This window comes from Pseudoalteromonas sp. T1lg48 (assembly GCF_002964785.1).
In the GTDB taxonomy this organism is placed as follows: domain Bacteria; phylum Pseudomonadota; class Gammaproteobacteria; order Enterobacterales; family Alteromonadaceae; genus Pseudoalteromonas.
This window is the reverse complement of sequence record NZ_PQCC01000022.1, coordinates 421,035-433,750: the sequence shown is the minus strand read 5'-3', so window position 1 is coordinate 433,750 and position 12,716 is coordinate 421,035. Positions and strand designations below refer to the sequence as shown.

Annotated in this window: 8 protein-coding genes and 1 pseudogene; 5 read left to right on the top strand and 4 right to left on the bottom strand. The window is 49.5% G+C overall.

The genetic code is table 11. The features are described 5' to 3' along the window. Nucleotides 1-763: 763 nt before the first annotated feature. Entirely contained in the window at nt 764-2,068 is a 1,305-nt protein-coding gene (locus tag C2M29_RS15675) for an inosine/guanosine kinase (RefSeq protein ID WP_105190670.1), read from the bottom strand. A gap of 142 nt (nt 2,069-2,210) precedes the next feature. Here C2M29_RS15675 and tadA point away from each other — a divergent pair, with 142 nt between their 5' ends. Continuing rightward, complete coding sequence (gene tadA, locus C2M29_RS15670) at nt 2,211-2,717, top strand: tRNA adenosine(34) deaminase TadA (protein ID WP_105190669.1); 507 nt, start codon at nt 2,211-2,213, stop codon at nt 2,715-2,717. Here tadA and C2M29_RS16645 read toward each other — a convergent pair. Together C2M29_RS16645 and mltF are read right to left on the bottom strand one after the other, a co-directional pair. Then, nucleotides 2,714-2,884 carry a hypothetical protein gene (locus C2M29_RS16645; RefSeq protein WP_199774892.1) on the bottom strand — a complete coding sequence of 57 codons (171 nt, stop codon included), beginning with the start codon at nt 2,882-2,884 and terminating at the stop codon, nt 2,714-2,716. The genes tadA and C2M29_RS16645 overlap by 4 nt on opposite strands. A gap of 60 nt (nt 2,885-2,944) precedes the next feature. Beyond that, entirely contained in the window at nt 2,945-4,333 is a 1,389-nt protein-coding gene (gene mltF, locus C2M29_RS15665; RefSeq protein ID WP_233998451.1) for a membrane-bound lytic murein transglycosylase MltF, read from the bottom strand. Between the two features lie 200 nt (nt 4,334-4,533). Here mltF and purL point away from each other — a divergent pair. The 4 genes and pseudogenes from purL (at nt 4,534) to C2M29_RS15645 (ending at nt 11,530) form a co-directional block, all read left to right on the top strand. Next, a pseudogene (gene purL, locus C2M29_RS15660) lies at nt 4,534-8,417 on the top strand (phosphoribosylformylglycinamidine synthase). 115 nt (nt 8,418-8,532) lie between these two features. After that, complete coding sequence (locus C2M29_RS15655; protein WP_105190667.1) at nt 8,533-11,010, top strand: YdbH domain-containing protein; 2,478 nt, start codon at nt 8,533-8,535, stop codon at nt 11,008-11,010. 4 nt (nt 11,011-11,014) lie between these two features. Then, nucleotides 11,015-11,200: a YnbE family lipoprotein gene (locus C2M29_RS15650; protein ID WP_442792569.1), complete on the top strand. Its 186-nt coding sequence runs from the start codon at nt 11,015-11,017 to the stop codon at nt 11,198-11,200. 9 nt (nt 11,201-11,209) lie between these two features. Continuing rightward, complete coding sequence (locus C2M29_RS15645; RefSeq protein ID WP_105190665.1) at nt 11,210-11,530, top strand: YdbL family protein; 321 nt, start codon at nt 11,210-11,212, stop codon at nt 11,528-11,530. Nucleotides 11,531-11,603: 73 nt separating this feature from the next. Here C2M29_RS15645 and C2M29_RS15640 read toward each other — a convergent pair whose 3' ends face one another. Further along, entirely contained in the window at nt 11,604-12,704 is a 1,101-nt protein-coding gene (locus C2M29_RS15640; protein WP_158684747.1) for a S41 family peptidase, read from the bottom strand. Nucleotides 12,705-12,716 lie beyond the last annotated feature (12 nt).

The window sequence follows — 12,716 nt, the reverse complement described above, 5'->3', positions numbered from 1 at the left end:
CGGTCGTCCATGACCTCACCTCAGTAAGCTGCGAAGCTGTGCTTCGGTCTTACTTCGCCTAATTAAAGAAACCCGTTGCAGCAATGCAGCGGTTTTTTTGCTTTTTGGCTTTTGACCAATCTATTCAAAGCAGTTTATACCAAGCTATAACACTCCAATAGCCGAGTCTTATTGTTATATAACAGGTGGTACGCTTAAGAGTGGTTTCAACTATACGTCCCTGTAGCTTGGTTACCTCGGTCGTCCCCCTCCTCGCAGAGCTCGTCACCTTCAAGTGGCATGAGTGAAACTGTTCACTCACTTAATTCCACTTTCAGCCATGACCTCACCTCAGTAAGCTGCGAAGCTGTGCTTCGGTCTTACTTCGCCTAATTAAAGAAACCCGTTGCACCTATGCAGCGGGTTTTTTGCGTTTTGGGTTTAAAACACACCACGCACCCTCAATTGCGTCAGTCCTGTGCCGACTTTAGAAGCAGATAAGCCTAAGTTGCTCTAACAATACATTAGGTTATATCGCGCATTACAGCGCTCGCTTACTAAAAGCACTATAAAAGAACCCTTTCTTAATGAGTTCACCCTTGGTGCTGCCATGAGACATCATCGTGGTCGCTTATTATCAAAAAGGTAGCTGTTGCAGCAATACAGTGGTTTCTTATTGTTGTGGTTAAGTACGTTGTTCACCTATAGCGCCTTGTAATGTTGGTTATTACAGGCAATAAAAAAGCCGCTAATAGCGGCTTTTAAACAATCTGAGGGCTTGGCCTTACTGTTCCCAGTAAGCCTGTTCTAAGCAGTCTTCGCGTTCTGGCAGGCCACGGGTTAAGCGTGGTGAGTGCTGTACCAATACTTCGTAGCTTGCACGGTTCGCATACTTGCTGATCTGTGCCAGTGAGGAATAGGTAATAGCTGCTTGCTCATGCTTGGACGAGTTAGGGACATTCAACTTATGGTATTCGTTGGCGCTAATATCGTGTAGCACGGCAGCCAAGGCGCAGTCTCCGGCGCCATTGGTGTTTTTAATGCTATCCGGTCCGCCCATAAACGGAGCAGTATGGCTGTAAGCTTTAATCGGAGCTTCACAGTCCTGCTTGCGCATGGCACGGGAAAACTCATAGCGGTTAAAGTCGGCAATGGCACCTGGTAATAACGGATACTCGGTCTCTCGCTTACAGGGTTCGTCGACATAACCGGCCATAAACATGCCTTTTTCTCCGGCGGTGCAGATCACCAGATCAACCCAGTCTAGCGCCTTATCGGCGGCCAACAGCGGATCTTCAAAGCCGGTAATGGCTTCGCCTTCCTCCTCATTCATGGCGAGGATATCAACGTGTTTTTCAACAAACTCCGCCCACCATTTAGGGTCTTGTTCGATCAAAAAGCGGGTACCCAGAGTCAGTACCACGGGGACGCCTGCATCATTGGCGTATTTTACCGCCTGCATGGTAGCGTCGGTCATGGTTTCAGCTCCTTGAGTACGCATAAGGTAGGCGCTGATCACTAGGGCCGAAGAGTCTTGGATAAGCTCTTTATCTATGGACTCGGGTCGAAGATGGTTCATTAAGCCCGCACTGATGGCAAAGGTACGCTCACCACTTTCATCAATAAGGGTAAAGCAGCGGCCGATAGGGCCATCCACGGGCTGCAGATAATCCAGATCGACACGGCTTGATGTGTTACATAGAAAGCGATAGGCATAGCTGCCTATTTTAATGTTTTCACTCATTACCCCAAGTAATACCGAGCGATCATCGGCCAGCACGGAATAATTGTGCATGGTATTGCCAATGGTGCCACCGGCAAACTCGTAATCGATCATCTCGTTTAGTTTAAGACGATCATACAAGGCATTAGTGGTTTCACTGTCGATCACCTGAGACATGCCTCGATGTAGACCAAACTCATCAAGAAAAGCTAAATCGACCTTGGCTTCAATATCGACCACGATCTGATCAATGCCGACGATGTAGCTACGCTTGAGTCGCGACTCGGCATTAATTTGATTGGTAAGTGGATCTTTCTCTTCCACCGGAAAATAATGTTTGTGTCTTCGACGACCAGGAAACTTCATGACTTACCCGTTTGCGGTATTCATAGAACAAAAAAAGCGGCGAATTATAGCTTAAATTTGCCCTCGCAGGCTATGCCATGGCTTATAAAATTGCCCGAAATAGCGATATAATTGCCCCTTTATTGTAGCTATTTGAGCGAATATGAGTGAACTTGATGATCAGTACTGGATGCAAAAAGCCTTGGATTGTGCGCAACGTGCTGAACAAATAGGAGAAATTCCAGTAGGTGCGGTGGTGGTTAAAGATAACCAGCTGATTGCCGAGGGCTGGAATCAATCGATCACCCTGAATGACCCATCCGCCCATGCAGAAATGATGGCGATTCGTGCCGCCGGTGAAGTACTTAACAATTATCGTCTTATCGACTGCACCCTGTATGTGACCCTAGAGCCCTGCTCTATGTGTGCCGGGTTGTTAGTGCATAGCCGTATCGAGCGTTTAGTTTTTGGTGCTACGGATCTTAAAACAGGCTCGGCAGGTTCGATCATGAATCTAGTGCAGGAGCCGCGTTTAAACCATCAGCTTGAGGTAACGTCTGGGATATTAGCGGAGGAATGTTCGCAGCAACTATCGGCGTTTTTTAAACGTCGTCGGCAAGAACATAAAGAATTGAAAAAAGCGCGACAGCAGCGCACGGAGGAGAATTAAGACTCCGCCATACGCTGTTGCTCTAGCTCTTCCATTTGCTGGGCGGCAAACAGGCGGCAGCGCCAGAGGATTTTACTGTGAGTGTTCTTTCTTAACACTCGGCGACGTTTGGCGCTAGAAAATAGCACGCGTTGTTTAAAGCTATGCGTTCTACGACGTTTCAACATAGTACTTCTCCTGAAAGTGAGAGGGGAGAGCTACCATCACATCACGATTAGGTGACAGTTTTATGGCATTCCTGCTGATTCTTCCGTGGCGCTAGCATCGGCGACATCCAGGGCTTGGTTTTCATCTAACCACACCAAGGTGTCGTAGTAGCGCCTAATATTATCTACGTAGGTTACGGCAACATCTCCACGCGCATAACCATACTTTGTTGTTCGATAATAACGTTTCTTCACCAGCAGCGGTAGGTATTTTTTAACATCGGCCCATTTGTCCGGATCGTCGCCACCGCGCTCTGTTAAGGCTCGGGCATCGTTCACATGACCCCAGCCGACATTATAAGAAGCCAGTGCAAACCAGGTGCGGTCAGGCTGGGGAATACGGTCGGGTACGCGCTCCAGTAAATAGCGCAGGTATTTGGCTCCACCATCGATATTTTGCTCCGGCTTAAGGCGGTTCTTGACCCCTACCTGCTTGGCGGTGGGCAGGGTGAGCATCATGATGCCGCGTACTCCGGTGGGCGATTTGGCTCGGGGATCCCACATAGACTCCTGGTAACTAAGCGCTGCCAGCAAACGCCAGTCGAGCTCATGGGCGTATTGTTTAAACCAGTGCGCGTACTTGGGCAGGGTATCGGCCACGGCCTCGATAAAGGCCAAGGTATTTACATAGTTGAACTGGCGCACATGGCCAAAGTACTTTTCCTCCAGGGCATAGAGGCGGTTATTTTCTTTTACCTCACCAAAGAACTCGATCATCAGGGCATAAAGAGAGTCATCATCGTCTTTACGCATCAACCAGGCGATGGGGTCATTACGAGTTACCGAAAAACCTATGCTGAGATTGGGGTGATAACGACGAAACAGCGCCAGGGTGTGAGAGTCGGCGATGGTGTAATCGATGTCACCGTCGATAATGGCCTGCAGTAACTCAGATTCATCCAGCTCATCGGTTTCATTCCAGGTCAGTTGCGGAAACTGCTTTTTTGCTCTGAGCAGGCTTTGCGAGTGGCTGCTGCGCTCCAGGACGGTCAATGTGCCCTCGAGATCTTCGAAACCTCGGGGGCGAGGGCGCCCTTGTTTATACACCAGCTTTTGACTGATGGTGCGATAGCTGGGGCCAAAGCGGTAAAGCTCGGCCCGGCTCGGCGAGTAGCCGATCCCTGAGGCGATTAAATCTAAGGAGCCGTTATCGAGGCGCGCAAACATATCGTTAAGGCTAAAAAAGGGCACTATATCGAGTTCAACCCCCATATAGTCGGCAAACTCCTGGGCCAGCTCGTATTCAAAACCTTGTTCGCCTTGGGTGCCTTGATAATAGTTACTGGCGCCGGCCAGGGTACCCACCCTTAATGTTTTGGTGTGATATATCTGTTCCAGTTGCGTTGGTTGTTGTGGCTCACTACAGCCAAAAAGTGCCACTAAAGCAATTGATAACAAAAATAATCTCACAGCCAGCCCCTATCGCCTTGTCAGCTACTCTTATAACAAAACCAAGGCCTTGCGTCACCACTACTTTAATGTGGTATGGCTGGAGTTAATAAATGCGGACAATCGTCCTTGTCGTGCTGCCTTTAACTCGCATTTTAAGGGAAATTAAGTATAATGCGCGGCAACTGTCGTTCAATCCTTAACCCCGGATGATAATACCTATGTTGATCCTTCGCGGTGCGCCAGCACTTTCCGATTTTCGCGTTCAAAAAGTGCTTACTCAGTGTAAGCAAGCTAACCTTCCCGTAACCGACGTGTATGCTGAGTTTATGCACTTTGCTGACTTAACAGCAGAGCTAAATGCGGACGAGCATACCAAGCTTGAAAAGCTACTGACCTACGGGCCGCATATTCCAGAGCACGAGCCGCAAGGTACGCTGATCTTGGTAACGCCGCGTCCAGGCACTATTTCTCCTTGGGCATCTAAGGCTACCGATATCGCTCACAACTGCGGTTTAACTCAGGTGCATCGCATCGAACGTGGCATTGCTTACTATGTTGAAGGCGAGTTAACGGCAGAGCAGCAACAAGAAGTTGCAGCCCTCTTGCATGACCGCATGACCGAAGCGACACATGCCGAATTAACGGACGCCAGCAAGTTGTTCACCAACGAGCAGCCGCGTCCTATGTCATCAGTTGATATTCTTGGTGGTGGCCGCGAAGCGCTAGCTAAAGCAAACGTTGAGCAGGGCTTTGCCTTAGCGGACGACGAAATCGACTACCTGGTTGAAAACTTCCAAAAGCTGGGCCGTAACCCGAACGACATCGAACTATTCATGTTCGCCCAGGCTAACTCTGAACACTGCCGTCATAAAATCTTTAATGCCGATTGGACCATCGACGGCGTAGAGCAGCCTAAGTCGCTGTTCAAAATGATTAAAAATACCTACGAGCAAAACAGCGTAAACGTATTATCTGCCTATAAAGATAATGCCGCCGTTATGAAAGGTTCGGTAGCGGGTCGTTTCTTCCCTGATTTTGTTGGTGAGTACACCTACCATCAAGAAAACATCGAAATCCTGATGAAGGTTGAAACCCACAACCACCCAACGGCTATTTCTCCGTTCTCGGGTGCATCTACCGGTTCTGGTGGTGAAATCCGTGACGAAGGTGCAACGGGTCGTGGCTCTAAACCAAAAGCAGGTCTGGTTGGTTTCAGCGTATCTAACCTGCGTATCCCTGGCTTTGAACAGCCGTGGGAAACCAAGTACGGTAAACCAGGTCGCATCGTTGAAGCGCTAGATATTATGATCGAAGGCCCACTAGGTGGTGCCGCATTCAACAACGAATTTGGTCGTCCAAACCTATTGGGTTACTTCCGTACCTACGAAGAATTAGTAAACAGCCATAATGGCGAAGAGGTACGTGGTTACCACAAACCAATCATGATCGCCGGTGGTTTAGGTAATATTCGTACCGAGCACGTGCAAAAAGGTGAAATCCCTGTTGGCGCTAAGCTAATTGTACTGGGTGGTCCGGCGATGAACATCGGCCTAGGGGGCGGTGCAGCTTCATCTATGGCTTCTGGTCAGTCTAACGAAGACCTGGACTTTGCTTCGGTACAACGTGAAAACCCAGAAATGGAACGTCGTTGTCAGGAAGTGATCGACAAGTGTTGGCAGCTAGGTGATGACAACCCAATCGCCTTTATCCACGATGTGGGCGCGGGTGGTCTATCAAATGCCTTCCCTGAGCTGGTAGACGACGGTGGTCGTGGCGGTATTTTCGAACTGCGTAACGTACCAAACGATGAGCCGGGCATGGCACCACACGAAATCTGGTGTAACGAATCACAAGAGCGTTACGTGCTAGCGGTAGCGGAAGAGAACTTCGAGCGTTTCGAGCAAATCTGTAAGCGTGAGCGTGCGCAATACGCAGTAATTGGTACGGCGACAGAAGAACGTCATCTACGCGTAGCCGACTCACACTTTGGCAACAACCCGGTAGACCTTCCTCTCGAAGTACTACTTGGTAAAGCACCTAAGATGCACCGTGACGTAACGTCAAAACAAGCACAAGGTGAAGCGCTAGAGACTGCTCAGATTACAGTAAAAGACGCGGTTCAACGTTTACTTCGTCTACCTGCGATTGCAGAGAAAACCTTCCTTATCACCATCGGTGACCGCTCGGTAACCGGTTTGGTTGCGCGCGACCAGATGGTGGGTCCATGGCAGGTGCCGGTAGCAAACTGTGCGGTAACAGCAGCAGCATTCGACACCTACCATGGTGAAGCCATGTCAATGGGTGAACGTACCCCTGCAGCATTGCTTAACTTTGGTGCATCTGCTCGTTTAGCGGTAGCCGAGTCACTGACGAACATCGCCTGTGCAGATATTGGTTCATTGCACAACATTAAGCTATCTGCAAACTGGATGGCAGCAGCGGGTCACCCGGGTGAAGATGCGGGTCTTTACGAAGCCGTTAAAGCGGTGGGCGAAGAGCTGTGTCCTGCATTAGGTCTGACTATCCCTGTTGGTAAAGACTCAATGTCGATGAAGACTACATGGCAAGATAATGGTGAAGACAAGGCGGTAACTGCGCCACTATCACTGGTTATCACTGCGTTTGGTCGTGTTGAAGACATTCGTAAAACGGTAACGCCTCAGCTTCGTACCGACAAAGGCGAGTCAACCTTGCTACTTATCGACCTGGGCGCCGGCCAAAACCGTATGGGTGCATCTAGCCTGGCACAGGTATACAAGCAATTGGGTGACAAGACGCCTGACGTTGATAGCCCAGAGCTACTTAAAGGCTTCTTCGAAGCCATGCAGGCGCTTGTAAGCGAAGAAAAACTACTTGCTTACCATGACCGTTCAGACGGTGGTCTATTCGTAACCGTGGCGGAGATGGCGTTTGCTGGCCACACGGGTGTGACCCTTGAGCTAGACGCGTTAGCGGGTTCAGACCTAGAAGTACTCTTCAACGAAGAGCTAGGTGCGGTAATCCAGGTTCGTAATAGCGACTTGGACGCGGTTAAAGCGGTACTTGCGGATAACGGTCTTGCGGCCCTAAGCCACGAGATTGGTACCTTGAACGATGCCGATCAGTTAGTTATCAAGCGTGGCGGTGCTGCACTTGTTGATAACAGCCGTACAGAGCTTCGTTTAGCCTGGGCCGAAACCACGTATCAGATGCAGTCACTACGTGACAACCCAGCCTGTGCACAGCAAGAGCATGACGCAAAAGCGGATGCGAACGACCCAGGTCTGAATGTGAAGCTAAGCTTCGACATCAATGAAGATGTTGCTGCGCCTTATATTGCCACCGGTGCTAAGCCGAAAATGGCTATCCTGCGTGAGCAAGGCGTTAACTCTCACGTTGAAATGGCGGCGGCGTTTAACCGTGCCGGCTTTGCAGCAATCGATGTACACATGAGCGACATCCTTGAAGGTCGTTTGACTCTTGAAGAGTTCAAAGGTCTTGTTGCCTGTGGTGGCTTCTCATACGGTGACGTACTGGGTGCCGGTGAAGGTTGGGCTAAGTCGATTCTATTCAATGACATGGCTCGCGACAGTTCCAAACCTTCTTTGAGCGTCAAGATACCTTCAGCCTAGGTGTTTGTAATGGTTGTCAGATGATGTCGACACTACGCGAACTGATCCCAGGCACCGAGCACTGGCCACGTTTTGTAACCAACCAAAGTGAGCGTTTCGAAGCGCGTGTTGCCCTGGTTGAAGTGCAGGACAGCCCGTCTGTCTTCTTCAATGGCATGGCCGGTTCACGTATGCCTATTGCCGTTTCACACGGTGAAGGTCGTGCCGAGTTTGCTAACGATGCGGCAATCCAAACGGCGGTTAACTCGGGTACGGTTGCGGTTAAATACGTGGACAACTACGGTAACCCAACTATGCAATACCCAGCGAACCCGAATGGTTCACCAGAGGCAATTTCGGGTATTACTTCTACCGATGGTCGTGCAACCGTGATGATGCCACACCCAGAGCGTGTATTCCGCGCCGTGGCCAACTCTTGGCACCCAGATGAGTGGAAAGAAGATAGCCCGTGGATGCGTATGTTCCGCAATGCGCGTAAGCACATTGGCTAACTCCTTGGTTAATTACCAAAGATAACAAAAGGCTGCATTTGCAGCCTTTTTTGTTTGCGGCGTATTCAGTTTGCCCGTGTTAGTATTAAGTCAAGGGTTAAGCTAAAGGAAGGCTATGCTGCGTAAGGTTTTTTTAATATTGCTTGGGGTGATCTTAGTGCTGGTTATAGCGCTGACGGTCGCGTATGGATTTCGCAGCGAGCTCACCCATATGCTGGCCAAGCAATATTTGCAGCACCAGGGCGCAAGTTTGACCTGCGCACGTTGGCAATGGGGGTCTCAGCTGTTGGCCATCGATGCCGAGCGATTATGCCTAGAGTATCAGGGTCACTCTTTAACCTTAGAAGGCGTCACCCTAACGCCTTCGTCCCTCCATGTAGCGAGAGCTCATGTACAGGCAGGCCCCATCACCGCCAGTGATAATAAAGATAAACAAGCCAGCCAATGGCAGCCCGCGCCTTTGGCCTTGTTGCTGCCATTAAAAAGGCCTTTACTGAGCATAGCCGATGCCAAGGTCAGTTTTGCCGACTTCAGTCGCCCCATGACCTTCGCTATTGAAGAAAACCAAATCAATCATTTTCAAATCACCGGTGACATTCAGGGGCAATGGCTGCTAAAAAGCGACGCCATCGAAGTGGATGTGGCCTTTGCACGCGATTTTACCAAGGTGTTGGGCGAGTATATTAAAACGCAGCAAAATCATGCCCTGGACTGGCATGCAGATGTAGCCCAGCTGGCCCTTAAAGGGTGGTTTAAGGGCAATAGTCTTGATGCAATACTGGCCTTGCACCTCGATGGCGAGCTGCGTACCGAGCCGCAATGTCTATGGCAACTTGCAAGCCAGGGGCAGGTGCATCTTCAATCCGAGGATATGCAGCAATACCGTATTGCAGCACAGCAGCTGCACACCGAGCTGGGGGCGCTTAGTCATTGTATGTCTTTGGATAAATACAGCGCCTATTTGGGAGAGCTGGCCCAAACTCGCTGGCAACTTAGCAGTGGTCAGCCGCTAAAGGTGAATATGAGCGGTGAATTTGTGCTGCCAGAGCTAAGCATGGCCAATCGTGCGGGGCAGCAGTCAGTCCTGGTTGAAGCGGACAACACCCAAGGCAACTGGCAAACCCTGACGCTAAGCAGCGAGTATCAGTTAACGGCGCATTTAGACGGTATCGGCACGGTTCAAAGCCAGGGCACCCTGACCGAGAAGCAGTTGCAAGGGCACTTCCTGGGTCAAGTAGCGTTGCCACCGCAGCATGAACTTGAGTATCAGCCGCTGCAGGTCAAAGGCCAGTTCGGTTACGATTATCAGGGGGCCGGCTGGCTGCGTGGCGATGTGAAAACCCCAGCCTTGAGCTATCAAGACTATCGGTTAAAGAATCTGGCTTTGAGCTTAGATGGCACCCTGGCTCGCGATGGAAAGGTGGAAGCCGAGCTGACCACAAAAGTCGCGGCGCTCAATAGCCCACAACTAAAGGTGCGCACTCTGGCGCAGCAGTATCATATTAGCGCCAACCCGTTTGCTGCCGGTGAGCGACAGGCGCAGGCAGAGGTGCAAAGCCAGCTCGGGGATATAGAGCTGGAGGGCGTGCGCTTAAGTGGCCTTAAGCTCGACAGCAGCCTGAGCTTAAGCCGAGTTATTGAGGGCACTCATATTGCTTCTTGGCAAGGTGCGGAGGCACTGCTCAAGCATAACTGGAGCGACAACGCTCATGCGCTGAGTGTGGTTATCAATGATACCGAGCTGCATACCTTTATGCCCCTGGTGCAGCAGCTTGAACCCGAACTGGTGTTCGGCGGCGGCACCGCGTCATTGCATCTTGAAGGTGATGCGCTGCTAGAGCGCTTTGACTGGCAATTAGATGTCAACAGCGCCGATGTCTTGTATCAGAATTACCTGGCCCAGTCTCTGACCATGACCCCCAAAGGCAGTTTGAATTCAGGTGTACTTCAGCTCGATAGAACTAAGTTTAACCTAAGTGAAGTGCGCGCCGGTCCGGTACTAAAAGAGGTGCATGGTACGCTTGGAATGGATGAAGATCTTTATATTAGCAAAGTACAGGGCAAGATATTTGATGGCACCTTTGCCCTGGACCAGCTTTATGTAACTGGCCTGGAGAAGGAGCGAGTGCCGACATTATTGAAGCTTGAAGGGATCCGCGCCGAAAATGTCCTGGCTCTCGAGCCGCAACAGGGGATCAGTGTCAAAGGGCTATTGGCCGCCGAGCTGCCGGTGCGCTTTAATGAGCAGGGGGTCAGCATCGAAAATGGCCGTATATACTCTCAGGCCGCGGGCAAGTTAACCATAGATAACAACGCCGCCTTTAATGTGGTCAAAGAGCAGCAGCAACAGTTAGGGCCCATGTTGGCCATGTTGGAGAATTTAGACATTAACAGTATTCATGCCGATGTTGATTTAACCCATGATGGTTGGTTAACTATGGCGATGCAACTGAAGGGAGAAAATCCCGAGCATCAACAAGCAGTTAATTTTAACTATAATCACCAGGAAAATATCTATACCTTATTCAGAGCGCTGCGCTTAAGTGACGAAATCACCAAAAGAGTAGAGCAAGAGTATCAAGCGAAGGAGTAAAGCAATGAGTACGCGAATGCTGGTGGCCTTAGTCGGCGCGTTAACCCTAATGGGATGTACCCACAGGGTCGAGGTAGAAAGTAAAGAGCCGATCACCATCAACCTTAACGTTAAAGTGGATCATGAGATCCGCGTTAAAGTAGACAAAGAACTCGATGAACTTTTCGGCGACGACAGCGAGCTATTTTAGGAGGCGAATATGAAACTAGTGAAATGGACTATGTTACTCAGTGCGACCATGTTGGCCTTTAGTGCCTGGGCTCTGACCCTAGATCAGGCGAAGGATCAGGGCATTGTCGGCGAAACAAGTACTGGTTACCTGGAGTTGGTGCAAGACTCCGCCGAGGCGCAACAACTGATCACCGAGATCAATGCCAAACGCAAGGCTAAATACCTGTCCTTGGCCAAGAAAAACGGCATCAGCCTCAGTCAGGTTGAAGCCCTGGCCGGCGCCAAGGCCATTGAAAAGACCGTTCCCGGACACATGGTCAAGGTCGATGGTAAATGGCGTAAGAAATAATCATAAAAATGAACAAGCAGGGTATTCACTGTGCTTGTTCATTTGTATTTGGTTTAACAACCTGATTTAGCCCTCACCCACTTGGGCGCACTAAGTAAAACCGGGGACTTACTGCACGTAGGTTTGAGTTGGGTAAAGTGAAAAACTGAATTCCACCCGTTTGCCAGCTGTACCCGCCCGTGGGTGCTCCTACAAGGCGACCAAACTCATGGTCTTGAACCGTATTGGCAAACAAAATAGCGGAAGAGTAGGTTTGTACTCCAATAATAACGCTTACTTTACCACTAAAATGCAAAGGGTTAGAGACATCACTGCGCTCGTATTTTTCATATTGTCTGCTGACTACGTCACCGATTTTTTCTCCCTCATCCTGATGTGCTGCAATCACTTTTTTTTGGTAGAAGCTGGTGTGCCTGTAGGGCTTATCGGCGATATAGGTGAGTAGGCCCTTCTTCCACATATCATCATCACCACCGCGATTAAGACTCACGTCAATGATCAGATGCTGTATGTTGTGCTCTTGTATGGTTTTGAATGCGTCGCGAGTAAAGTCGTAGAATGCCTGTTTGTCATGCCACCAGAACTCATTGATGGTCATTTTGGCTTCACCTGCACTTAGAATCTCAAACTTAAATGTATCATCAAAGGTAGGCTTGCTCATGCTCATAGGCTTGCTTTTTGAAGCGTCAACAATCAAAGTGCGAGGGAGGGACTTATCACTAAACTCAATAATAAACTCCTCCTTTTTGCCAATAAACAACCAGTAGTACAAAGCAAACTTGGTGCTTAGCAGCGCTTCCCTATGGCGAACAGTGTCACCATACATTCGTGACATCAATCTAGTGTAAATCGACTCTATGGGTTGGTTGTTGATGGCGACAATGCGCGCGTTCTCATATGGACTTTTTTCTCCACCGAGTTTACTGGCGATAGAAATTTCACCTTCCCTTATCTTGACCTCAAATGGAAATAAACCCTGATTGTCATTAGCGAGTTGCTCCACTAGGCGACGCTGGCTAGGGATCATTATATTCATATGACCATCATTGAATTGACCGTTCAAAACACTAATGTGTGTGAGAAATTCATTAACGCTTAGGGGAGAATCAAGCTCACTTTTGAGTTCATTTAACTTACTTTCAAAAGTCTTGATATCCTCAATGCGCAAAGACAAATCAGGATGAGT